At 61.1% G+C, this 24,330-nt stretch carries 21 protein-coding genes; 14 read left to right on the forward strand and 7 right to left on the reverse strand.

All coding sequences use genetic code 11. The features are described from left to right. Positions 1 to 50 precede the first annotated feature (50 nt). On the reverse strand, positions 51 to 2,420 hold the full coding sequence (locus ACY4LX_RS29505) for a 7TM diverse intracellular signaling domain-containing protein (RefSeq protein ID WP_463258554.1): 2,370 nt from the start codon (positions 2,418 to 2,420) through the stop codon (positions 51 to 53). 428 nt (positions 2,421 to 2,848) lie between these two features. Between ACY4LX_RS29505 and ACY4LX_RS29510 the strand changes: the two genes are divergently transcribed. The 4 genes from ACY4LX_RS29510 to ACY4LX_RS29525 all read left to right on the forward strand — a co-directional run bounded on the left by ACY4LX_RS29510 (position 2,849) and on the right by ACY4LX_RS29525 (position 6,380). After that, positions 2,849 to 3,646: a hydroxymethylpyrimidine/phosphomethylpyrimidine kinase gene (locus ACY4LX_RS29510; RefSeq protein ID WP_054052463.1), complete on the forward strand. Its 798-nt coding sequence runs from the start codon at positions 2,849 to 2,851 to the stop codon at positions 3,644 to 3,646. Positions 3,647 to 3,678: 32 nt separating this feature from the next. After that, positions 3,679 to 4,302 carry a thiamine phosphate synthase gene (gene thiE / locus ACY4LX_RS29515; protein ID WP_149660870.1) on the forward strand — a complete coding sequence of 208 codons (624 nt, stop codon included), beginning with the start codon at positions 3,679 to 3,681 and terminating at the stop codon, positions 4,300 to 4,302. A 15-nt stretch (positions 4,303 to 4,317) separates the two neighbouring features. After that, complete coding sequence (hemL, locus tag ACY4LX_RS29520; protein ID WP_149660871.1) at positions 4,318 to 5,601, forward strand: glutamate-1-semialdehyde 2,1-aminomutase; 1,284 nt, start codon at positions 4,318 to 4,320, stop codon at positions 5,599 to 5,601. A 224-nt stretch (positions 5,602 to 5,825) separates the two neighbouring features. Then, positions 5,826 to 6,380 (forward strand): tetratricopeptide repeat protein, encoded by a 555-nt coding sequence (locus tag ACY4LX_RS29525; RefSeq protein WP_133837601.1) that lies wholly within the window; start codon positions 5,826 to 5,828, stop codon positions 6,378 to 6,380. A 7-nt stretch (positions 6,381 to 6,387) separates the two neighbouring features. Here ACY4LX_RS29525 and ACY4LX_RS29530 read toward each other — a convergent pair whose 3' ends face one another. The 4 genes from ACY4LX_RS29530 to ACY4LX_RS29545 form a co-directional block, all read right to left on the reverse strand. Then, a complete protein-coding gene (locus tag ACY4LX_RS29530) occupies positions 6,388 to 7,500 on the reverse strand; it encodes a succinylglutamate desuccinylase/aspartoacylase family protein (RefSeq protein ID WP_463258555.1) in 1,113 nt (370 codons plus the stop codon). Positions 7,501 to 7,567: 67 nt separating this feature from the next. Next, entirely contained in the window at positions 7,568 to 8,338 is a 771-nt protein-coding gene (locus ACY4LX_RS29535) for a transporter substrate-binding domain-containing protein (RefSeq protein WP_463258556.1), read from the reverse strand. Positions 8,339 to 8,374: 36 nt separating this feature from the next. Next, positions 8,375 to 10,432, reverse strand: coding sequence for an oxidoreductase (locus tag ACY4LX_RS29540; RefSeq protein WP_463258557.1), 2,058 nt, complete (start codon positions 10,430 to 10,432; stop codon positions 8,375 to 8,377). A gap of 286 nt (positions 10,433 to 10,718) precedes the next feature. Then, positions 10,719 to 11,048, reverse strand: a complete 330-nt coding sequence (locus ACY4LX_RS29545) for a DUF1820 family protein (RefSeq protein ID WP_007894425.1) — start codon at positions 11,046 to 11,048, stop codon at positions 10,719 to 10,721. Positions 11,049 to 11,182: 134 nt separating this feature from the next. Between ACY4LX_RS29545 and miaB the strand changes: the two genes are divergently transcribed. The 5 genes from miaB to lnt all read left to right on the forward strand — a co-directional run bounded on the left by miaB (position 11,183) and on the right by lnt (position 16,637). Continuing rightward, complete coding sequence (gene miaB, locus ACY4LX_RS29550) at positions 11,183 to 12,511, forward strand: tRNA (N6-isopentenyl adenosine(37)-C2)-methylthiotransferase MiaB (RefSeq protein WP_169372937.1); 1,329 nt, start codon at positions 11,183 to 11,185, stop codon at positions 12,509 to 12,511. 257 nt (positions 12,512 to 12,768) lie between these two features. Then, a complete protein-coding gene (locus ACY4LX_RS29555) occupies positions 12,769 to 13,773 on the forward strand; it encodes a PhoH family protein (protein WP_133837596.1) in 1,005 nt (334 codons plus the stop codon). Continuing rightward, positions 13,766 to 14,260, forward strand: a complete 495-nt coding sequence (gene ybeY / locus ACY4LX_RS29560) for an rRNA maturation RNase YbeY (protein WP_149660876.1) — start codon at positions 13,766 to 13,768, stop codon at positions 14,258 to 14,260. The genes ACY4LX_RS29555 and ybeY overlap by 8 nt, the downstream gene beginning before the upstream one ends. A 5-nt stretch (positions 14,261 to 14,265) precedes the next feature. Then, complete coding sequence (locus ACY4LX_RS29565; protein WP_133837594.1) at positions 14,266 to 15,105, forward strand: HlyC/CorC family transporter; 840 nt, start codon at positions 14,266 to 14,268, stop codon at positions 15,103 to 15,105. A gap of 8 nt (positions 15,106 to 15,113) precedes the next feature. Next, entirely contained in the window at positions 15,114 to 16,637 is a 1,524-nt protein-coding gene (lnt, locus tag ACY4LX_RS29570) for an apolipoprotein N-acyltransferase (protein WP_463258558.1), read from the forward strand. A 142-nt stretch (positions 16,638 to 16,779) separates the two neighbouring features. Here the strand turns inward: lnt and ACY4LX_RS29575 are convergent, their stop codons facing one another. Together ACY4LX_RS29575 and ACY4LX_RS29580 are read right to left on the reverse strand one after the other, a co-directional pair. Then, the gene (locus tag ACY4LX_RS29575; protein WP_463258559.1) at positions 16,780 to 17,541 is read right to left on the reverse strand and encodes a YdcF family protein; all 762 of its coding nucleotides are present in this window, start codon (positions 17,539 to 17,541) and stop codon (positions 16,780 to 16,782) included. 105 nt (positions 17,542 to 17,646) lie between these two features. Continuing rightward, the gene (locus ACY4LX_RS29580; protein WP_463258560.1) at positions 17,647 to 17,967 is read right to left on the reverse strand and encodes a hypothetical protein; all 321 of its coding nucleotides are present in this window, start codon (positions 17,965 to 17,967) and stop codon (positions 17,647 to 17,649) included. A gap of 281 nt (positions 17,968 to 18,248) precedes the next feature. Here ACY4LX_RS29580 and leuS point away from each other — a divergent pair, with 281 nt between their 5' ends. From leuS to ACY4LX_RS29605, 5 genes are all read left to right on the forward strand, one after another. Next, entirely contained in the window at positions 18,249 to 20,855 is a 2,607-nt protein-coding gene (gene leuS / locus ACY4LX_RS29585; protein ID WP_463258561.1) for a leucine--tRNA ligase, read from the forward strand. Between the two features lie 87 nt (positions 20,856 to 20,942). Then, a complete protein-coding gene (locus ACY4LX_RS29590; RefSeq protein WP_463258562.1) occupies positions 20,943 to 21,548 on the forward strand; it encodes an LPS-assembly lipoprotein LptE in 606 nt (201 codons plus the stop codon). A 39-nt stretch (positions 21,549 to 21,587) separates the two neighbouring features. Then, positions 21,588 to 22,625 (forward strand): DNA polymerase III subunit delta, encoded by a 1,038-nt coding sequence (gene holA, locus ACY4LX_RS29595; protein ID WP_463260654.1) that lies wholly within the window; start codon positions 21,588 to 21,590, stop codon positions 22,623 to 22,625. A gap of 86 nt (positions 22,626 to 22,711) precedes the next feature. After that, positions 22,712 to 22,876 carry an alternative ribosome rescue factor ArfA gene (arfA, locus tag ACY4LX_RS29600; protein ID WP_094470475.1) on the forward strand — a complete coding sequence of 55 codons (165 nt, stop codon included), beginning with the start codon at positions 22,712 to 22,714 and terminating at the stop codon, positions 22,874 to 22,876. A 61-nt stretch (positions 22,877 to 22,937) separates the two neighbouring features. Continuing rightward, positions 22,938 to 24,260: a lytic murein transglycosylase gene (locus tag ACY4LX_RS29605; RefSeq protein ID WP_463258563.1), complete on the forward strand. Its 1,323-nt coding sequence runs from the start codon at positions 22,938 to 22,940 to the stop codon at positions 24,258 to 24,260. Positions 24,261 to 24,330 lie beyond the last annotated feature (70 nt).

Consider the following 24,330-nt stretch of genomic DNA (forward strand, 5'->3'; position numbering starts at 1 on the left):
ACCGGCCCTTGGATGATCAAAGTGTCATATCCGCCCAATTACCGGCGCTTTCACCCTAGCTCGTAACAAAGTACTCGCCGGTATAACGCGGCCTGCAAGTCCTCGAACTTCACCGGTTTGCTCAGGTAATCAATCACCGCGCCGGTCGGGCAGACTTCCCGATTAACGCCCAGGGCCACCATGAACACCGGCAACTCGGCCCCCCCCGGCAAGCCACGGATCTGGCAGCAGAGGGAAGCACCGTCCTGAGCCGGCAGCTGACAATCGAGCACCACTGCATCGAAGGTTTCGCGCTGCAAATGGTCGAGCGCGGCCGCGCCGCTGTCGGCGGATCGCACCCGGAACCCGAGCTTGAGCAACATCCCGCGCATGACCAGTTGATTGATGCTGTTGTCATCCACCAGCAGCACCGTGCAGTCCTGGGGCTGCCGCAGACGCGGGAGGTCACGGGTCGTCGATGGCGTTGGCGTGCGCTCGACCGGCGGCAACGCGACTTCGATATCGAGCTGGAAGCGGCTGCCGCGTCCCGGTTCGGAGCGGTGGGTCAGGCGCCCGCCGAGCAATTCGACCAATTGCCGGCAGATCGCCAGGCCAACCCCCAAACCACCGTATTCGCGGGTCATCGAGCCGTCGAGCTGGAAGAAGCGCTGATACATCGTCGCTTCTCCCAAATCGGTGAAGCCAATGCCGGTGTCGATCACCGCAAAGGACAGCGCCAACCGCCCCTCCTCCATCGTCTGGCCGGTCACTCGCAGCGCAACACCGCCGACCCGAGTGAACTTGATCGCGTTGTCCAGCAGGCATTCCAGGCATTGCATCAGTTTGCTGCGGTCGCCGAGCAGGCGATCGGGCAGCCCCGGCGTGACCTCGACCTTGAGGTCCAGCGACTTGCCGGACGCATTGCCTTCGAACTGCACACGCAAGGCCTCGACCGCGCCGCGCAAGCTGAAAGCTTCCGGGTAAGCCTTGAGCTTGCCGGCCTGCAACTCGGTAAGGGTGAGGATGCCGTTGACCATGCGCATCATGTCCCGCGCCGAACCGGCGGCGGTTTGCTGGTATTGCTCCAGCTCCGGGTCCATCTCGACGGTCTGCATCAATTCCAGCGAACCGATCACCCCGTTCATCGGCGTGCGCAGTTCGTGGGTCAGGGTCGCGAGGAATTCGTCCTTGAGCTTGTTGCTGCGGGCCAGTTGCTGGTTGAGCACTTCCAGCTTTTGCCCGGCATCGAACAGGGTTTGTGCTTGCTGCTCACGCATGGCGTTGATGCGATCCGCCAGGGCCAGGGACAGCAGCGCGACTTCAATCGCCGAGCCGATCTGGCTGGCGTACATGGTCAGGAACACGTTCGGCAGGTAACCGAGCACCATCAGGGTATTGACGATGCCGCCGAGCAAAAACGCCGACCAGGCAATGATGAAATAACGCGCCACCCGCAGGCCCCGGGCCCAGGCGAAGATCCCGGCGGCAAAAATCACCACGGTAAACAGCAGCGCGAGGGTCGTGGCCAGGCGCAGGGCCAGAGCGTAACTGGTCATCAGCGACAAGCCGACCACCACCGCGCCAAACGCGATCAGTGCCAACAGCACGCGATCGAGCCAGCGGCTGTGTTCCTTGGTTTGCAGGAAGCTGCGGGCGAACTGGCTGCCGAACAGCCCGGCGCAACCGATGAAGAACGGCGTCGCGGCGTTGGCCCACCACGGGTTGTCCGGCCAGAAATACTCCACCGCCGCGCCGTTCACCGACAGCTGATACAAGCCGAACGAGGCGATGTAGAAGATGTAATAGAGGTAACTGGTGTCGCGCACGCTGAGGAAGATGAACAGGTTGTAGACCACCATCCCCAGCAATACGCCGTAGATCAGGCCCAACACATACAGGCGCACCGGTTGCTCTTCGAGGTACGCGGTGCTCGACCACAAGGTCACCGGCGCCTGGATCGAGCCTTCGCTTTGCAACCGCAGGTACACGGTTTGCGCCTGGTCGGGTTTGAAATTCAGGTTGAACAGGTAGTTGTTCTGGCGGATTTCGCGACTGGCAAACGGCAGCGCATCGCCGGTGCGTCGGATCAGTTGATAGTCGCCAGCGGCATCGGGCAAATACAGATCAAGGTGATCGAGGGGCGGATAGGCCAGTTCCAGCAACCAGGTCCGTTGCGTCTGCGGATTGGTCGGACGGTAGTGCAGGTCGATTTTCAGCCAGAACACCGAACGCGAATAACCGGCGTTGAGGGTGGCTTTATCGTGGGTCTTGAAGTTGCCGGCGGCGGCTTGCGCACGGACATCGGCGATGCTCGCCTGACCGCCCGCGTCTTCGTACACCTGCAGGGTTCGACCCAGGGGAAGGCTCTGGGTGAACTCGTCAAATTCAACGGCGCTCGCCAGGAGGGGCAAGCACAACAGCAACATCAGCAAATAGCGCATTTAAGCCCCAGCGTGGCCTGTCCGGTCCTGTCAGGAAGCCCCCCATTCCTTTTGAGTAGACGTAAAACCGGTATTACCTGTTATTGGTTTGGATCCACTCTAGCATAGCCGTTGATGGCCATTGAGCACCATTGAAATTTTTCCGGTAGAGGCTCTAGCACGGGCGTTCCAGCGCAGGGTATTGAGATAGAGCTGTTGGTCTGGTCAGAATATGACAATGATCCCGATCCACTGAACCTTTGTGGCGAGGGGGCTTGCCCCCGTTGGGGTGCGAAGCGCCCCCATTTGCCTTCTGCCTGGAACACCGCTTCTGCAGGTTTGCGACTGCTTCGCAGCCGAACGGGGGCAAGCCCCCTCGCCACACTGTATCGGCAATTCCTGGTGTCACTGCACCCGAAAAAACAGCATTGGTGGTAAGCTCGCGCACCATGAATATCTACAGCTCTCGCCCCGTTGTCCTCTGTCTCTCCGGCCACGACCCAAGTGGTGGCGCCGGCTTGCAGGCAGATATCGAAGCCCTGCTCGCCCAGGGTTGTCATGCGGCCCCGGCCGTCACCGCCCTGACCGTGCAAGACACGGTCAACGTCACGGATTTCCGCGTCCTCGACCGTGAGTGGGTGTTGGCCCAGGCCAACGCCGTGCTCAACGACTCCGAAGTCGCGGCCGTGAAACTGGGCATGCTCGGTTCCCTGGAAATGGTCGACACCGTGGTCGAACTGCTCTCGGCGCACCCGCATTTGCCGGTGGTCTGCGACCCGGTGCTGCGCGCCGGTGGCGGCGGACGCCTGGGCAAGGACGAAGTCGGCTACGCCATGCGCGAACGCCTGCTGCCTCTGTCCATCATCGCCACCCCGAACCTTCCCGAAGCGCGCATCCTCGCCGAACTGCCCGACGGCACCGCGGACGAATGCGCGGAAAAACTCCTGCCGTTCGTCAAACACCTGCTGATCACCGGCGGCCATGGCGATGAACACGAAATCCACAACCGCCTGTACAGCCGCGACGGTCGTCGCGAAACCTTTACCTGCCAGCGTTTGCCCGGCAGTTATCACGGCTCCGGTTGCACCCTGGCCAGCGCGTTGGCCGGTCGTCTGGCCCAGGGCGAAAACCTCGCCAGTGCCGTGCAGACCGCGCTTAACTACACGTGGCGTACCCTGCGCGATGCCGAGCAACTGGGCAAAGGCCAGTTCGTGCCGCGCCGCCTGCCGCTGGATTTCTGTTCCTGACTTTTGATGCGTGAAGCGCCGAGGCTTGTCCGATGAAACTACGTGGCCTGTACGCCATTACCGATAGCCAGTTGCTGGCCGGTAAATTTCTTTCGTACGTGGAGGCGGCGCTGGAAGGTGGCGTCGTCCTGCTGCAATACCGCGACAAGAGCAGCGACGAGGCCCGCCGCCTGCGCGAGGCCCAAGCCCTGCGGGACTTGTGTGATCGCTACAAGACTCAACTGATCATCAATGACGACGCCGAACTGGCCGCACGCCTGAACGTCGGCGTGCACCTGGGCCAGACCGACGGCCCGCTGACCCCGGCCCGCGCCTTGCTCGGTCGCCAGGCCATCATCGGTTCGACCTGCCACGCGCAACTCGAACTCGCCGAACAAGCGGCCAAGGAAGGCGCGAGTTACGTCGCCTTCGGCCGCTTCTTCAACTCCAACACCAAACCCGGTGCCCCCACCTGCAGCCTCGATTTGCTCGACCAGGCCCGCAGCAAACTGCACCTGCCGATCTGCGCGATCGGCGGCATCACCCTGGACAACGCCGCGCCGCTGGTGGCCCACGGCGTCGATCTGCTGGCGGTGGTGCATGGCCTGTTTGGCGCCGAGAGCACGGCTGAAGTCACCCGCCGCGCCCGCGCCTTCAATGAATTACTGAAAGTCTGATTAGAGAGCCCGATCATGTCTCGTTCCGAAACCCTGTTTGCCGATGCCCAGAAACACATTCCCGGTGGCGTGAATTCCCCGGTTCGCGCGTTCAAGAGCGTTGGCGGCACGCCGCTGTTCTTCAAACACGCTGAAGGCGCCTACGTCACTGACGAAGACGACAAGCGTTATGTGGATTACGTTGGCTCCTGGGGCCCGATGATCCTCGGCCACAGCCACCCGGACGTGCTCGACGCCGTGCGTAAACAGCTGGAACACGGCTTGTCCTACGGCGCACCGACCGCGATGGAAACCGAGATGGCCGACCTGGTCTGCTCGATCGTGCCGTCGATGGAAATGGTGCGCATGGTCAGCTCCGGCACCGAAGCGACCATGAGCGCGATCCGCCTGGCCCGTGGTTTTACCGGCCGCGACGCGATCATCAAGTTCGAAGGCTGCTACCACGGCCACTCCGACAGCCTGCTGGTCAAGGCCGGCTCCGGTCTGCTGACCCAAGGCGTACCGAGTTCGGCGGGTGTCCCTGCTGACTTCGCGAAACACACCCTGACCCTGCCGTTCAACGACATTGACGCCGTGGAAGTCATGCTCGCCGAAGTCGGCCAGACCGTGGCATGCATCATCGTCGAGCCGGTGGCCGGCAACATGAACTGCGTACCGCCGGCACCGGGTTTCCTCGAAGGCTTGCGGACCCTGTGCGACAAGCACGGCGTGGTGCTGATCTTCGACGAAGTGATGACCGGTTTCCGCGTGGCACTCGGCGGTGCCCAGGCGCACTTCGGCGTGACCCCGGACCTGAGCACCTTCGGCAAGATCATCGGCGGCGGCATGCCGGTCGGCTGCTTCGGCGGCAAGCGCGAAATCATGTCGCACATCGCGCCACTGGGCCCGGTGTATCAGGCAGGCACCTTGTCGGGTAACCCGCTGGCCATGGCCGCCGGCCTGACCACCCTGCGCCTGATCAGCCGTCCGGGCTTCCACGCCGAACTGAGCGACTACACCAGCCGGCTGCTCGATGGCCTGCAACAGCGCGCCGATGCGGCGGGCATCCCATTCGTGACCACCCAGGCGGGCGGTATGTTCGGCCTGTACTTCAGCGGTGCCGACGACATCGTGACCTTCGATGACGTGATGTCCAGCGACGCCAACCTGTTCAAGCGCTTCTTCCACTTGATGCTGGAAGGTGGCGTATACCTGGCGCCGAGTGCCTTCGAAGCCGGCTTCACCTCGATTGCCCACGGCGAAACCGAGTTGAAACTGACTTTGGATGCTGCCGAACGCGCCTTCGCCGCACTGAAATAACGCTGTGCCGCTGACGTTGGCGATTGCCAGCGTCAGCTTTTACCTACATTCCTGCGTCTTTTCCTACCCTTGTGCCAATAATCTCCCGCAAAGTAGGCGATATATTCCCCGCGCAGCAGAAAAACGAGTAAAGACTTTGTAAGGTTGGCCCTGCTTATTTCATAATGCGCGCTTATTGGATCCCTCGATGGGTCCGCGCGCCCTTCAGAGGTAAGTCGATTCCCATGAACCGCACCGGCCGCACCCTTGCATTGGGCTGCCTGTTGCTCCTTCAGCCCCTGCTCGCGCTCGCACAAGCAGGCGGCAACTCGTTGTTGATCCCAGCGATGGGTCGCTGCACCCTCAATACTCAGCCGCAAGACCTGACGCAAGCGCTGGCCGCCTGCCAGAAAGCGTCGGATGAAGGGGATGCGCAAGCGCAATACGAGTTGGGCGAGTTCTACTACGACGGCAAAAATACGCCGCGTGACCTCGATAAAGCGCTTAAATTCTTCGAAAAGGCCTCGCTGCAAGGCCACGCCCAGGCGCAATTCAAACTCGGCACCATGTTCTTCCACGGCGAAGGCGTGCCGGCCAATAACGTTCAGGCCTATATCGTGCTGAAAATGGCCGCGGTCAACGGCGCAGAAGATGCGTTGGACACCGCCGATGAAGTCGCCGAGAAAATGCCCCGCGAAGATCTGGAAGTGGCCACGCAGGTGCTGGGGCAAATATTCCGTAAATACCTGATGGAATTGCAGAGCGCCGATGGGCGGACGCCTTTCTCGCCGCTGCCCTGATCCCCCCTCAAGGCGATAACAGATCGCCTTGCCGATACGCCTCGACGCCAGCAACATGGGCGATCGTCATGCCCGCCGTGGCCATTCGCCGTAACGAACGCACATACAGCAGCCCTTCCCGGACACAAGCCACCGTCGTGACACGGTCGCTGACCGGATCGATGATCTCAGCCACCACCTGCCCGGCCGCCAGATAATCACCAACCTGCGCACAAAACACGATCAGCCCGCCGACTGGACTTATCAGCGGTTCGACACCCGCCAGCGGCGTCGGTCGGTTGAGCAACGGCGGTAAAGGTGGTGCGTCAGCGTCGATCGCGCCAACGTGGGTCAAGTAATTGATCAAACCCTGGCAGTCCTGCCCCGCCAGCTCATGACTTACGTCAGCCACTCCCCGCAACTCTACCGTCACCGCAAACCCCGGCCTCGCAAAGCGCCCAGGGAAACGTGCCTGCATCTGCGACCAGAACAGCGTGAAACTCTCATCGAACGAGCGCCCGCCCGCGTCTTTTGCCATAAAGCAGGCCTTGGCCCCCAGATACCTGGCCAAGGGTTCGACCTGGGTCCAGAAATCCGGTGACAGGTACAGATGCTGTACGGCCTCAAAGTCGCAATGCAGGTCCAGCACGATATCGGCATCGCAGGCCAGGGTTTGCAGAACCAGACGCAAGGATTGCAGCTGGGTCGTGGGGATCTGGCTGGCCGATACCTGCAACAGGGTCGAACGGATCAGCCCCAGATTGTCGTCGAGGCTGTCGGTCAACCCGCTCATCACTGCATCGCCCACTTGCTGGCTGACATCCAGAAAGAACCGATTGAAGTTTTCTCGGCTGTCGTTATCGAAACGCCCTTGGGGGACGTCCATCAGCACTTGCTCCAGCCCTGCCGGATTGGCGACTGGCACCAGCACGATTGGTTTGCGCAGCAGATTGGCGGCTTCCAATTCTTCCAACCGTCGCTTGAGATGCCACAGCACCAGCATCCCCGGCAGTTCGTCGGCGTGCAGGGACGATTGGATATAGATCTTGCCGTCCGCGTGCGCCGGGCCGTAATGGAAGCTGCGAATCTGCCGCGCCGTTCCCGGCACCGCCGCCAGCAAATGATGTTGTTTGGTCTGCATCGGATCTCCCGTCGGCCGGAACCGGGAGCGCTCTGCCAACGCCGCCCCGGCCAGGTCAAAAAGTCGGTTAGTTGCCGCTGAACATGTCCACGCCGTCGAAGTACGTGTCTTGCAACCGCGCATAGGTACCGTCGGCATGCAGGGCGGCCAATCCCCGATCCAGCATGGTTTTCAAGGTGGCATTGCCTTTGGCGATGCCGATACCGCTTGTCGACGGCATCAGCTCGCTTTCAATCAGCGGCCCCAGGACAAAACCGGCGCCCCGGGGCGAACTCAGGAAGCCGCTCTGAGCCTGCTGCGCATCCTGCAAAGAGGCTTGCAAGCGACCTGCGACCAGATCGGCGTAGGCCTGCTCCTGATCCGGGTAAGCCAACACTTTCATGCCCGCCTTGGCCAATACCTGCCTGGCATAGATTTCCTGGGTGGTGCCCTGCAAATAGCCAACGGACTGGCCCTTGGGTTCTTCAAGGGTTGCGCCCTTCCTGAACACCATGGCCGTGGGACTGGAAAAAACCTCCGAGGAGAAATCGATAACCTTCAGCCGCGCCGCAGTAATGCTCATGGACGCCAATATCGCGTCGATCTTTCCGGCCAGAAGACAGGGGATCAGGCCATCAGAGTCGATTTCAACCCACTGGCAACGAACTTCCAGATGCGCGCAGATACCATTGCCGATATCAATCTCGAAACCGACCAACTTGCCCGTCTCATCCTTATAAGCGAAGGGTGCGTAGTTGGGGTCAGCACCGAATCGTATGACTTCATAATCTTTGGCAAAGAGTGAAACGCTGAATAACACAACGACTAATAGCAATAACAACAGGATTATTTTTTTCATTGTTCTATTCCTTGTTATTAGAAGAACAGGACTGCGTTACAACACGTCCAGATACGGAACCTCTCGACGCATCGTTAATGAAGTGGCGGGCGCATCGAACTCTCGCCCCAGCCGATGCCCGCCATACACGGCCGCCGCAATCGTGCCTGGCGCCAGACAGTCACCGACCAACTCTACGGTTTGAATACCGACATCCCGCCACACTTGCGGCGCATCATGGAGCGCCTGGTACAGCGCTTGATCGGGCTCCCGGGAAGTCACCAACAGCAACGAGGCCGCCGGAATCACACGCGGTCGGCCGGTATAGACACAGCCCGCCATCACACCATCGGGCGTGACGCTGCACAGCGTGTGGGACGCGATGATGGTGATATTCAGCTCCAGCAGGCGACGCTGGATGCGGTGCTGCTCGAGGGTGTTGTGGGTCCATGTCGCCACGTCCGCCGCCGGGGTGACGAAGATCACTTCCACCCCCCGATCCACCAGATGCTCGGCCAGTACGCTGCCGAGGTAATAGTGATCGTCGTCGAACAACAGCACGGGGGACGGCGGGATGGCGCCAGCCAGCACATCATCCGGAGTCAGCACGGGGATGCCGGACAAACCCGGCAGGACCTGGCGCAAAGCCCGACCCAGACCGTCCCGGCGCCAGTGTGATCCGGTTGCGATGAAGACGTGCTCGGCGGCAAAGTCCAGCACATCCTGGGCGTTCAGCCGGCTCTCGCGGTAGATGTCCACTGAGGCCAGCCGATTCAGCGCGTCGAGGCGATAGTCGACCACTCTCGACCAGCTCGCCAACCCCGGAAGCCTGGACTCAAGCGTCACGCGACCGCCCAGGTTGCGCGAGCTTTCTACCAGCGCCACGTCCATGCCCCGCAGGCCTAGCACCCGCGCGCATTCAAGCCCGGCAGGCCCCGCCCCGATCACCAGCGCCCGGCCGGGATGGCCCACACGCGCCACCGATTCAGGATGCCAGCCCCGCCGCCACTCTTCGCCCATGGTCGGGTTCTGGGTGCAGCGCAACGGTGTGCTGGTGTGATCACCACTGACGCAGATATTGCAGCCGATGCACTCACGGATTTCGTCCATCCGCCCTTCTTCGATTTTCTTCGGCAGAAAGGGGTCGGCAATGGAGGGGCGCGCGGCACCGATCAGGTCCAGCACCCCGCGGCGCACCAGCGACACCATGGTGTCAGGCGAGGTGAATCGACCAACCCCCACCAGCGGCTTGCGGGTCAGCGCCTTGAGCCCCAGCAACAATGTCTCTTGATAGCCCTCGCTGGCAAAGCGCGAGGTCACACTGTCGTTGGCCCAGTCGGCGACATTGACGTCCCACAGGTCGGGCAAATCCGCCAGCATCGAGAAGATTTCAGCGCCTTCGCCCTCCCGGGACAGGCCGCCGGCGGCTTGTTCATCCACCGCCAGGCGCACGGCCACCGCACAACGATCACCCACCGCGTCCCGGGTGTCTTCAATCAATTCGCGCAACAGACGCACACGGTTCTTCAGCACTCCGCCGTATTCATCGGTGCGGCGATTGTTGCGCGGGGTCAGGAAATGAAACGGCAGGCCGAGGTCGTGGCCCGCGTATACGTAGACAATGTCGAAACCCGCCTGACGCGCCCGCAACGCAGCAGCCCGGTGCATCTGGCGCAGTTGCTGGATATCGGCCCGGCTCATGGCCCTGGCCTGTACGGGGTCATAGCCGCGCACCGGCGTGTTTGACGGCGCCCACGGGATTTCGCGACTGTATCGATTGGGGGCGGAGTAGCCGTTGAAAGCCAGTTCAACACCGGCTAATGAACCATGCTGATGGACCGCCTCGCACATGCGGGCCAGCGCCGGGATGTCACGCTCATCCCACAGACGCGCCTCTATATAAGGGGAGAATTCGCTCAGGGGACTGATCTCGCATTCCTCCGTGCAGACCACCCCCCAGCCCCCCTCGGCTTTTATTCCACGCATGCGAGCCATTGCCGAGGGATGCACATGCCCCATGCCATTGCAGTGGGGCACCTGGTAAAAACGGTTACGCGTACGAACGGGGCCAATCTGGACCGGCTCGAAAAGAATGTCATAACGAGAATCGCGCACAGAGCTACCCCCGAACCAATAAGTCCGCCAATAATTGTTTTATAAATAGGCAGTGCTTGATTAGCCGCCGAGTGGCAACTTGCGCTCAAAGCTGGGTTTAGACGAAACCGGGCAAAATAGACCGCAAACAGTTTTCAATTTGCGACCTGAGCTTTCTATGGATGTACTCATGGCATTCACTGCATGACCACAACCTGATATTTTTCCGACAAGCAGTCAATACGCCGGATAAATATCAGAAGCGTCCTACACACTGAAATCAGACGACACAAAGTCGAGGCGAAAGCTATTTTTCAGGCATCGGCATCGGAAACGGCATCACATTGCCGACCGCGCCGCGGGCTTCGCTGATTTTCGGCGTACCGAGGCGCTCGACTTCGTCGATGCGCACAATCGAATGCATCGGCACGAAACTGCGCACCACGCCCTCGAACTGAGCCTTGAGTTTCTCTTCGCTCGGATCGACGACCACTTGCGTGCGCTCGCCAAAGACGAACTCTTCCACTTCCAGGAAGCCCCACAGATCACTTTGATAGATCTGCTTGGCATACATTTCGTACACCTGGCCCTGGTTGAGGAAAATCACCTTGTAGATTGGGGCTTCACGTTTGGTCATGGTGGGCGGGCAACACATTGGGGATAAAAATGAGGGCGCGAACTATAGCATAGCCACCGGACGCACAACGGTAGGAACCTTGGGACATGTTCCCTATAATGCGCGGTTCTTTGAATCACGTGATGACTCTGTCCATGGCCAAGAAGCTTTACATCGAAACCCACGGTTGCCAGATGAACGAGTACGACAGCTCGCGCATGGTCGATCTGCTGGGTGAACATCAGGCCCTGGAAGTCACCGCTCGCGCCGAAGATGCCGACGTGATCCTGCTCAACACCTGCTCGATCCGCGAACGCGCCCAGGACCGGGTGTATTCCCAGCTCGGTCGCTGGCGCGAACTGAAACTGGCCAACCCGGACATGGTGATCGCCGTCGGCGGTTGCGTGGCCAGCCAGGAAGGCGCGGCCATCCGCGACCGCGCACCGTATGTGGACGTGGTCTTCGGCCCGCAGACCCTGCACCGCCTGCCGGAAATGATCGACGCTGCCCGCGCCACCAAGCTGCCGCAAGTCGACGTCTCATTCCCGGAAATCGAAAAATTCGACCATTTGCCCGAGCCGCGCATCGATGGCCCGAGCGCTTACGTGTCGGTGATGGAAGGTTGCAGCAAGTACTGCACGTTCTGCGTGGTGCCCTACACCCGGGGTGAAGAAGTCAGCCGGCCGTTCGACGACGTGATCGCCGAGATCATTCACCTGGCCGAAAACGGCGTGCGCGAAGTGACCCTGCTGGGGCAGAACGTCAACGGTTATCGCGGCACCACCCACGATGGGCGCCTGGCGGATCTGGCCGAGCTGATCCGCGTGGTGGCCGCCGTCGATGGCATCGACCGGATTCGCTACACCACGTCGCACCCGCTGGAGTTCTCCGACAGCCTGATCCAGGCCCACGCCGATGTGCCGGAACTGGTGAAACACCTGCATTTGCCAGTGCAATCGGGCTCCGACCGCATTCTGTCGGCGATGAAGCGCAACCACACCGCGCTGGAATACAAATCCAAACTGCGCAAGCTGCGGGCCGCCGTGCCGGGGATCTGCATCAGTTCCGACTTTATCGTCGGCTTCCCGGGCGAGACCGAGAAAGACTTCGAACAGACCATGAAGCTGATCGAAGATGTCGGTTTCGACTTCTCCTACTCCTTCGTTTACAGCCAGCGCCCGGGCACTCCGGCCGCCGACCTGGCCGACGAAACGCCGGAAGCACTGAAAAAAGAACGCCTGAACGCACTGCAACATCGCTTGAACCAGCAAGGTTTCGAGATCAGCCGACAAATGGTCGGCTCGATCCAGCGGATTCTGGTGACCGATTATTCGAAAAAAGACCCCGGTGAGCTGCAAGGCCGGACCGAGAATAACCGGATCGTCAACTTCCGCTGCGACAATCCAACCCTGATTGGCCAGTTCGCCGACGTGCATATTGATGCGGCACAGCCGCACTCGTTGCGGGGCTCGCTGATCCAATAATCACCTGAATGCCCGTGACTGCGGGCTTTTTGTGGCGAGGGAGCTTGCTCCCGCTGGAGTGCGAAGCGCTCCCAATATCTGCAGGTTGTACTGAGGTGACTGGCTTGCGACTGCTTCGCAGCCGAGCGGGAGCAAGCCCCCTCGCCACAGGTATGAAGTATCCGTTAGACATTGGTCTGTTTAAGAGCTTTCGTACCCAGCCCACTGGCGTTATCCTTGATTTCATCTTAATTGCCCCAGGGCGGCTAAATACGACCTTGAACGCACCCATCGAACCACATCGTTTTATCCTCGAGCCCTTTGAGGCTCGCCGCTTCGCCAATCTGTGCGGGCAATTCGACGAGCATCTGCGCTTGATCGAACAACGCCTGACCATCGAGATCCGCAATCGCGGAAACCAGTTCGAGCTGATCGGCGAACCCAAGCACACCACTTCTGCGGAAAACCTGATCCGCCGCCTGTACCGGGAAACCAAGGGTACGGAGCTGTCGCCGGATACGGTTCACCTGTTCCTGCAGGAATCGGCCGTCGAAGAATTGGACAACGTCTCCCCCGGCGAACCCTCCGTTGCCTTGCGCACCAAGAAAGGCATGATTCGCCCTCGCGGCTTGAATCAGCTGCGCTACGTGAAGGAAATCCTCGGTAACGACATCAATTTCGGCATCGGCCCGGCCGGTACCGGCAAGACCTATCTGGCCGTTGCCTGCGCGGTAGACGCGCTGGAACGCGAGCAGATTCGCCGCATCCTGCTGGTGCGCCCGGCGGTTGAGGCTGGCGAAAAGCTTGGCTTCCTGCCCGGCGACCTGTCGCAGAAAATCGATCCGTACCTGCGCCCGCTGTACGACGCGCTCTACGAAATGCTCGGCTTCGAACACGTGGCCAAGCTGATCGAGCGCCAGGTGATCGAAGTCGCACCGCTGGCTTACATGCGCGGTCGCACGCTGAACAACAGTTTCATCATCCTCGACGAAAGCCAGAACACCACCGTCGAGCAGATGAAGATGTTCCTGACCCGCATCGGCTTCGGCTCCACGGCGGTCATCACCGGTGACATCACCCAGGTCGACCTGCCCAAAGGCACCAAATCCGGGCTGCACCATGTGATCGAAGTCCTGAAAGACGTGCCGGGTATCAGCTTCACCCATTTCATGCCCAAGGACGTGGTGCGCCATCCATTGGTGCAACGCATCGTCGAAGCCTACGAGCGCTTCGAGAATCGCGTGGCCGATGAAGCGCCAAAGGATAAACGCCACGATGCTTGAGCTTGATCTGCAACAGGCCACCGAAGCGCCTGTCCCCAGCGAAGCCGAGTTCCGCCAATGGTGCGAACTGGCCCTGCGCCAGCGCACTGCCGATTCTGAAATGACCATCCGTTTGGTCGACGAAGAAGAAGCCCGCGAACTGAACTTCACCTGGCGGCAGAAAGACTACGCGACCAACGTTTTGTCGTTCCCGGCCGACGTGCCCGACGAGTTTCTCGACATTCCCCTGCTGGGCGATCTGGTGATCTGCGTGGCGGTGGTCGAGCGCGAAGCCGCGGAACAAGGCAAGGAACCAAAGGCCCATTGGGCGCATCTGGTCATTCACGGCTGCTTGCATCTGCTTGGTTACGACCATATAGATGACGAGGAAGCCGAGGAAATGGAAGCACTGGAACGAACGTTGCTTGCCGAGTTGGGTTATCCCGACCCTTACGCGGACGACGAAACCGAAACATCCCCTATTGTTACAACAAAGGATTCAGAGTAATCGCTATGAGCGAAGATCGATCGAGCAACGGGCAGAAGTCATGGCTGGGTAAGCTCACCCAGGCTTTTGCCCACGAGCCGAAGAACCGCCAGGAGCTGCTGGAGCTGCTGCGCGACGCACACCAAAACAAACTGTTGGACAGCGAAGCGCTGGCCATCGTCGAAGGCGCCATCCAGGTGGCTGACCTGCAAGTTCGGGACATCATGGTCCCGCGCTCGCAGATGATCAGCATCAAGGCGACCCAGACACCTCGCGAGTTCCTGCCCGCCGTGGTCGACTCGGCCCACTCCCGCTACCCGGTGATCGGCGAAAGCCACGATGACGTGATGGGCGTGTTGCTGGCCAAGGACTTGCTGCCGTTGATCCTCAAGGAGAACGGCGACAGCTTCAACATCAAGGACCTGCTGCGCCCGGCCACGTTCGTGCCGGAGTCCAAGCGCCTGAATGTGCTGCTGCGTGAGTTCCGCGCCAACCACAACCACATGGCCATCGTCATCGACGAATACGGTGGCGTGGCGGGTCTGGTGACCATCGAAGACGTGCTGGAACAAATCGTCGGCGACATCGAAGACGAGCACGACGTCGAAGAGGACAGCTACATCAAGCCACTGCCCAGCGGTGACTTCCTGATCAAGGCCCTGACGCCGATCGAGAACTTCAACGAGTTCTTCGACAGCCAGTACTCCGACGATGAGTTCGACACGGTGGGCGGCCTGGTGATGAGCGCGTTCGGGCACTTGCCAAAACGCAACGAAATCACTGAAATCGGGCCGTATCGCTTCCGTATCCTGAATGCTGACAGCCGTCGGATTCACCTGCTGCGCCTGACTCCAATTGCACGCTAAGGATTGAAATGCACCGTCTGACCCGTCCCGGCTGGCCCGGTAATCTGCTGGCCGTGGTGGCCGGTGCAATCACCACCCTGGCGTTGGCGCCGTTCGATATCTGGCCGTTGGCGTTGCTGGCGGTCGGTTTCTTCTATGCCGGTTTGCGTGAACTGAACCCCCGTCAGGCCCTGGGCCGTGGCTGGTGTTTCGGTTTCGGCCTGTTTGGCGCCGGCACCAGCTGGATCTACTACAGCATCCACCATTTCGGTGGGGCGTCGGTGTTGCTGGCCGGTTTCCTGATGCTGATCTTCACCGCGGCGATTGCCTGGTTCTTCGCCCTGCCGGCCTGGATCTGGGCGCGCTGGTTGCGCCGTAACGAAGCGCCGCTGGCCGATGCGTTGGCGTTTGCGGCGTTGTGGGTCGGCCAGGAAGCCTTTCGTGGCTGGTTCCTCACCGGTTTCCCGTGGCTCTATTCCGGTTACAGCCAGCTCGACGGCCCGTTGGCCGGGCTCGCGCCGGTTGGCGGGATGTGGTTGATTTCCTTTACCCTGGCGCTGACAGCCGCGTTGATCTGGAACGCTCCACGGCTGATTCGCACGGGTCGCACAGGCTTCATCGCGGCGGGCGTGGTGTTGCTGGCCGGGCCATGGGTCGCGGGCCTGTTGCTCAAGGAACATGCCTGGACCACCCCGGCCGGTCCGCCCCTGAGCGTCGCCGCCATTCAGGGCAACATCGAACAAAGCATGAAGTGGGACCCGGCGCAGCTCAACTCGCAGCTGGCGCTGTACCGCGACATGAGCTTCAGTTCCAAGCGCGTCGACCTGCTGATCTGGCCGGAAACCGCCGTCCCGGTGCTCAAGGAGTCCGCCGAGGGCTACCTGAACATGATGGGAAACTTCGCCGCCGAGCGTAAGACGGCGCTGATTACCGGCGTACCGATTCGCCAGGAAGTGCGGCATGAACGACGCTTCTTCAACGGCATCACCGTGGTCGGCGAAGGCGACGGCACGTACCTCAAGCAGAAACTGGTGCCGTTTGGCGAGTACGTGCCGTTGCAGGATATTTTGCGTGGACTGATCGCCTTCTTCGACCTGCCGATGTCGGACTTTGCCCGCGGGCCTGCCGATCAGGCGATGCTGCAAGCCAAGGGTTATCAGATCGCGCCGTTCATTTGCTATGAAGTGGTCTACCCGGAGTTTGCCGCCGGCCTCGCCGCCCGTAGCGATCTATTGCTGACGATTAGTAACGACACCTGGTTCGGCACCTCTATCGGCCCGCTGCAACATTTGCAGATGGCGCAGATGCGCGCACTGGAGGCCGGCCGCTGGATGATCCGCGCCACCAACAATGGCGTGACCGGCCTGATCAACCCGTTCGGGCAGATCACGACCCAGCTTCCGCAGTTCGAACGCGGGATTCTGTATGGCGAGGTGGTGCCGATGCACAACCTGACGCCGTACCTGGAATGGCGTTCGTGGCCGTTGATCATTGTGTGTGTGTTGTTGTTTGGCTGGGCGTTAGTGGCGAGCCGGATGGCCAAGACCGTCTGAAATCTGGCGAGCTTTTGTGGCGAGGGGGCTTGCCCCCGTTGGGGTGCGAAGCGCCCCCATCTACCTGATGTTTGGAACACCGCGTCAGTTGGTTTGCGACTGCTTCGCAGCCGAACGGGGGCAAGCCCCCTCGCCACAGTGTTCAGCGGTAGAACATCGAATACCCGACCTGCCCCACCGCCTCGTTCAACAACTGACCACTCTGCCAGATCGATTTGAATTCCGGCATCCAGCCGCCCAGCGGCCGGGCATTGTCTACGCCCAAGAACCCCACTGGCGCGGGCACCACCTCAAATCCCGCCTGTTTGAAACTCCAGACCGCCCGCGGCATGTGCCAGGCCTGCGTCACTACCACCACGCGCTTGATCCCTTGCGGCAGCAACACCTCGGCACTGAACTGCGCATTTTCCCAAGTGGTGCGGCTACGCCCTTCCTGCCAGCGCACGGTCACGCCGAAATCGTCGAGCAGCGAATCCGCCATCAACTTGGCTTCGGTGGGCGGCGTGCCGTAATGCAAGCCGCCGCTGGTGAGGATCGGCAGGCCAGAGGCCTTGGCCAACCGCGCGGCATAACGCTGACGCTCCAGGCCCACGCCGGTTGGTTGGTCGGCGCCCCAGGCGAGGTCGCCCCGCTCACGCCCGGAACCCAGCACCACAATCGCATCGGCGCGCTGACCCAGGGTCGCCCATTCATCCAGGGCCAGTGCCGGCTCCCGTTCCAGGGCCTTGGCGCTCCATTGCACCACCACCGGCAAGCTCATCAGCCAGAACCCGCCAAGCCCCAGGGCAAAGCAAAACCCGGCCAGGCGTGGCCTTGAGCGGCGCAACCACCAGGCAAGCGCGAGCAGCAGCAAAAGGATGCCGGGAGGCAACAGAAGTTGTTTCACGAAATAACGAAAAGGCATCGAGCATCTCCAGAGATGCCCGAAGCCTAAGTGGGTTGACGCCATGCGACAACTAATGCGGAAGGACTATGCTGAAAAAACCATGCGTCATGGCTTCAAGTGCCCTTACTTGAATTGCAGGGACCGGACCTTTACCGCGTCCCTGCCGGGTGTTTTGTCCTTGAGCCAGATGATCTTGGCCGAACGTGGTGCGTCGAGTTGCTTCACTGCTTCAGACAAGCATCCCTGTGTTTCACGTTCACTGCGATCCAGATACGCCTTGACCAGTGCAAACTCTGCGGGGCTCAGGCCACGCAACTCCAGCTCCAGGGGACGTTCATCTCGCAACCGACCGGCGGTTTTTGCCGCGTCCAGAGCCATCCCCAGACGATCGATCAGTCGCTCATACAGCTCCGGTTTTGTAACTTTACGTCGTGACTCAACCATCCCTCACCTCATTGAAGATAAGACTCACTCCCCAATTAGGAGCTTAGCTTCCATCAACAAACCGGCTGAACCCTGCGACCAACGGCCCTCGCGGCAGGTTTGGGGCGACTTTTTGCCTGTAATCAGGGTTTCCCTCGATAGAGTGCGGTCATGTATGCTACGGCGCTTCCTGTAACTCCACTTCCAGCTCGCCTGGACACCGAACCGCCGATTTGGCGCGATCACCGTCCAGGGTTGCATTGAAGAGGATTAGGCCACCCCTATTCAGTTCAAAAGTAGCCATGCACGAACAATATCAGCCCCGTGAAATCGAAGCCGCCGCCCAGTCGTTCTGGGACGAGCAAAAGTCCTTTGAAGTCAGTGAACAGCCAGGCAAGGAGACGTTCTACTGCCTGTCGATGTTCCCTTACCCCAGCGGCAAGCTACACATGGGGCACGTGCGCAACTACACCATCGGCGACGTGATCTCCCGCTACCAGCGCATGCAAGGCAAGAACGTTCTGCAACCCATGGGTTGGGACGCCTTCGGCATGCCGGCGGAAAACGCCGCGATGAAGAACAACGTAGCGCCCGCCAAGTGGACCTACGAAAACATCGCCTACATGAAAACCCAGCTGCGCAGCCTGGGCCTGGCGGTGGACTGGTCCCGCGAAGTGACCACCTGCAAGCCGGACTACTACCGCTGGGAACAATGGCTGTTCACGCGCCTGTTCGAAAAAGGCGTGATCTACAAGAAGAGCGGTACCGTGAACTGGGACCCGGTCGACCAGACCGTCCTGGCCAACGAACAGGTGATCGACGGGCGCGGCTGGCGTTCCGGCGCGCTGATCGAAAAGCGCGAAATCCCGATGTACTACTTCAAGATCACCGCCTACGCGGATGAGCTGCTGTCGAGCCTCGACGATCTGCCGGGCTGGCCTGAACAGGTCAAGACCATGCAGCGCAACTGGATCGGCAAGTCCCGGGGCATGGAAGTGCAGTTCCCGTACAACGTCGACTCCATCGGCGAAAGCGGCGTGCTGAAAGTCTTCACCACCCGCCCGGACACCCTGATGGGCGCGACCTACGTAGCAGTCGCCGCCGAACACCCGCTGGCCACCCTGGCCGCAAAGAACAGTCCCGAGCTGCAAGCGTTCATCGCTGAATGCAAGGGCGGCAGCGTCGCTGAAGCCGACGTCGCCACCCAAGAGAAAAAAGGCCTGCCGACCTCGCTGTTCGTCGAGCACCCGCTGACCGGTGAGAAACTCCCGGTGTGGGTCGCCAACTATGTGCTGATGCATTACGGCGACGGCGCCGTGATGGCAGTCCCGGCCCACGACGAACGTGATTTCGAGTTCGCCACCAAGTACAACCTGCCGATCAAATCCGTGGTGCGCACCAGTTCGGGCGACACCAACCCGGCGCCATGGCAAGACGCCTACGGCGAGCACGGCACGCTGATCAATTCCGGCGAGTTCGACGGCCTCGACTTCGAAGGCGCCTTCGACGCCATGGAAGTCGCGCTGATCAAGAAAAACCTCGGTGCCTCGCGCACCCAGTTCCGCCTGCGCGACTGGGGCATCAGCCGCCAGCGCTACTGGGGCTGCCCGATCCCGATCATCCACTGCGAAACCTGCGGTGATGTGCCGGTCCCGGAAGATCAACTGCCGGTCGTCCTGCCGGAAGACGTGGTGCCGGACGGCGCCGGTTCGCCACTGGCACGCATGCCCGAGTTCTACGAGTGCAGCTGCCCGAAATGTGGTGCACCGGCCAAGCGTGAAACCGACACCATGGACACCTTCGTCGAGTCCTCGTGGTACTACGCCCGCTACGCCTCGCCGCACTATCAAGGCGGTCTGGTGGAAAAATCCGCGGCCGACCACTGGTTGCCGGTGGATCAGTACATTGGCGGTATCGAACACGCGATTCTTCACCTGCTGTACGCGCGCTTCTTCCACAAGCTGATGCGTGACGAAGGCCTGGTGAGCTCCAACGAGCCGTTCAAGAACCTGCTGACCCAGGGCATGGTGATCGCCGAGACTTACTATCGTCGCGAAGCCAATGGTGCTTTCACCTGGTTCAACCCGGCGGACGTGGAACTCGAGCGCGACAGCAAGGCCAAGGTGATCAGCGCCAAGCTGATCGCTGACGGCCTGCCGGTGGAAATCGGCGGCACCGAGAAGATGGCCAAGTCCAAGAACAACGGCGTCGACCCACAGTCGATGATCGACCAGTTCGGCGCAGACACTTGCCGCCTGTTCATGATGTTCGCCTCGCCGCCCGACATGAGCGCGGAATGGTCGGACTCCGGCGTTGAAGGTTCGCATCGCTTCCTCAAGCGCGTCTGGCGTCTGGCGCAAGCCCACGTCACTCAGGGCTTGCCGGGCAAACTGAACGTCGCCGGCCTGAACGACGAGCAGAAAGCCATTCGCCGTTCGATCCACCAGGCGATCAAGCAAGCCAGCCACGACGTCGGCCAGAACCACAAATTCAACACCGCCATTGCCCAGGTGATGACGCTGATGAACGTGCTGGAAAAAGCCCCGCAAGGCACCGCACAGGATCGCGCGCTGATTCACGAAGGCCTGGAAACCGTGGTCCTGCTGCTGGCACCGATCACTCCGCACATCAGCCACGAGCTGTGGAATCAACTGGGTCACGCCGACCCGGTGATCGACGCAAGCTGGCCGGTGCTGGATGAGAGCGCCCTGGTACAGGACAGCCTGCAACTGGTGATTCAGGTCAACGGCAAGCTGCGCGGCCAGATTGAAATGCCGGCCAGCGCGACTCGCGAAGAAGTCGAAGCCGCCGCACGGGCCAACGAAAACGTACTGCGTTTTGTCGATGGCCTGACTATTCGTAAAGTGATCGTAGTGCCCGGGAAACTGGTCAATATCGTCGCCAGCTAATTGGATCAGGCGCCAGGTGAGCCTGGCGCCGAGTTAAACCTTTCGGGCCGCACGGTCGGCCCACATGGTTTCAAGGGGAGCAACAAGATGATCAAACGCAATCTGCTGGTGATGGGCCTCGCAGTCCTGTTGAGCGCCTGCGGTTTCCAGCTGCGCGGCACTGGCACCACCGAACTGGCGATCAAGGAACTCGACCTGAGCGCCCGCAACGCCTATGGCGAAACCGTGACGCAACTGCGTCAGGTGCTGTCGAGCAGCGGCGTCAAGGTTTATACCGGTGCACCGTACAAGCTGATCCTGACGGACGAGCAGGAAAGCCAGCGCATCCTCAGCTACGCCGGTGCCGGTCGTACGGGTGAGTATCAGGTGACCACCGTGCTGAACTACGACATCCGTGGCGAGCATGACCTGGCCCTGATGAGCGACAAGCTTGAAGTGCAGAAAATCTTCATCCACGACGGCAACAACCTGGTGGGTTCCGACCAGGAAGCCACCACCGCTCGCGCTGAAACCCGTCGTGAGCTGGTTCAACGCATGATGCTGCGCCTGCAACAGATCACACCGACTCAGCTGGAGCAGCTGCAAAATACTGCCAATGCCCGTGCCAAGGCTGAAGCCGATGCACTGAACGCAGCACAGAAGGCTGAAGCGGAAACCCCGCGCCAGTCGCCAGTCGAAATCCCGCAGCAATAAGACTTACGGGGCGCCCAGGCGCCCCGTTTGCCCTCTCTTATGAAACTCGCCCCCGCTCAACTCGCCAAACACCTGCAAGGTGCCCTCGCGCCGGTCTACATCATCAGTGGTGATGACCCGTTGCTGTGCCAGGAAGCGGCTGACGCCATTCGCGCGTCAGCTCGCCAGCAAGGTTTCGATGAACGCCAGGTCTTTGCCGCCGACGCCAGTTTCGATTGGGGAACGCTGCTGCAGGCCGGTGCGAGCATGTCGTTGTTCGCCGAAAAGCGCCTATTGGAACTGCGCCTGCCCTCCGGCAAGCCGGGTGACAAAGGCGCCGCCGCGTTCATTGAATACTGCTCGCGCCCGGCCGAAGACACGATCTTGCTGATCAGCCTGCCCAAGCTCGATGGCGCCGCGCAAAAGACCAAATGGGGCAAGGCGCTGGTTGAAGGTGCGCAGACCCAGTTCGTGCAGATCTGGCCGGTGGACGCCAACCAGTTGCCGAGCTGGATTCGCCAGCGCTTGTCCCAGGCCGGGTTGTCCGCCAGCCAGGACGCGGTCGAACTGATTGCTGCCCGGGTCGAGGGCAACCTGTTGGCCGCCGCCCAGGAAATCGAAAAGCTCAAGCTGATGGCCGAGGGTGGCCAGATCACCGTCGAAACCGTGCAGGCGGCCGTGGCCGACAGTGCGCGCTTTGACGTCTTCGGCCTGACCGACGCGATCCTCAACGGCGAAGCCGCCCACGCCTTGCGCATGCTCGAAGGGCTGCGCGGCGAGGGTGTCGAGCCGCCGGTGATTCTCTGGGCCCTGGCCCGGGAGCTGCGCCTGCTGGCCAGCCTGGCGCTGCAATACAGCCAGGGTGTGCCGCTGGACAAAGCCTTCAGCTCGGCCCGGCCGCCGGTCTGGGACAAGCGCAAACCACTGATGAGCAAAGCCCTGCAACGCTACTCGGCGCAACGCTGGGCGCAGTTGTTGCTGGAAGCGCAGCGCATTGATGCACAGATCAAAGGGCAAGCAGCGGGTTCGCCGTGGATGAGTTTGAGTCGGTTGTCGTTGTTGATGGCTGGGCAGCGCCTGAACTTGCCCGCAGAGTAAGGCTTCTTGTGGCGAGGGGCTGGACAGAACACAAACTTCGGCAGATTATTTCCCCCGCAAAACCCACCTATCTGTGAGATCCGATCATGAGCAAAAAGCCATCTAAAAATGGCCCGAACAAGGCCAAATCCATCATCGCCCAGCCACTGTTCCGCAGCCGTCAGGAACGAGCCGGCAAGGGCAAAGGCAGCTACCGCCGCGAAGCCTTCCAGTCTAATAGCTGGGAGGCTTCTTACTTTCTGGCCGCTTGAAGCACAGCCCCCCTTCTCCATGTTAAGGTCTGCACCTGATTCGTATTCCCTGGACCTGTGCATGCCCCTTTGTCTTTCCCGTCGTTGGCACTTACGCCAATTGATCGCTGCCTCCAGCCTCATCTTGCTTGTCGCCTGCGCAGAAAAACCGACCGCCGCCGACGCCCAACCGCTTCAGACCGTCCCCGTCGCGACCGCCCCCGCGGTGATTCCGCCCGTGGTGCCGAGCGGTGACAACCTCGACATCCAGCCGACCCAGACCTTCGCCGAATGGCAGGCGGGTTTTCGCAAGGACGCCCTGGCCGCCGGTATTCGCGCCGATCTGTTCGACCGTGCCTTCGCCAATGTCAGCTTCGACGACAGCGTGATCCGCGCCGACCGTAGCCAACCGGAGTTCTCCCGCCCGGTATGGGAATACCTCGACGGCGCGCTGTCGCCACTGCGGGTGCGCAAAGGCCAGGCGCTGGTGAGCCAGCATGCCGACATCCTGCAAAGCATCGAGCAGCGCTACGGCGTCGACCGTCAGGCACTCGTCGCGGTGTGGGGCATGGAAAGTAACTTCGGGCAATTCCAGGGCACCAAGTCGGTGATCAATTCCCTGGCGACCCTGGCCTATGAAGGCCGGCGCCCGGGCTTTGCCCATGCGCAACTGATCGCCGCCCTGCAGATCCTGCAACAGGGCGATATCACGCCGGAGAAAATGCTCGGCTCCTGGGCCGGTGCCATGGGTCAGACCCAGTTCATTCCGACCACCTACAACACCCACGCCGTGGATTTCGATGGTGACGGTCGCCGCGATATCTGGGGCAGCCCGGCCGACGCCCTGGCCTCGACCGCGCATTACCTGCAAAGCTCCGGCTGGCAGAAAGGCCAGCCGTGGGGCTTCGAAGCGCAACTGCCTGGCAACTTCAATTACGTCCTGGCTGACGGCACGATGCGCAAAAGCGTGGCCGAATGGCTGCAACTGGGCGTGACCCTGCCCAATGGCGCGCAGGTCCCGGCGGGCGCCGAACACTTGTCGGCCGCCCTGCTGCTCCCGGCCGGTTATCGCGGCCCGGCGTTCCTGGTCCTCGACAACTTCCGCGCAATCCTCAAGTACAACAACTCGTCATCGTATGCCTTGGCGGTGAGTCTGCTGTCCGAACGCTTCAACGGCGCCGGCCTGATCAACGGCACCTGGCCAAAAGACGATTTGCCGCTGAGCCGCAGCGAGCGTATCGAACTGCAAAACCTGCTGAGTGCGCAGAACTACGAGGCGGGCACTGCCGATGGCATCATCGGTGCAAATACCCGTAAGGCAATCCGCAGCGCCCAGCAGTCGTTTGGCTGGCCGGCGGATGGTTATCCGACGCACAAATTGTTGGAAGGTTTGCGTAGCCGTTAAAAGCATCGCGAGCAAGCTTTGCTCCTACAGTGTTGCGCGCTCTGTAGGAGCGAGGCTTGCCCGCGAAGAC

Source organism: Pseudomonas sp. Emmai (assembly GCF_055179735.1).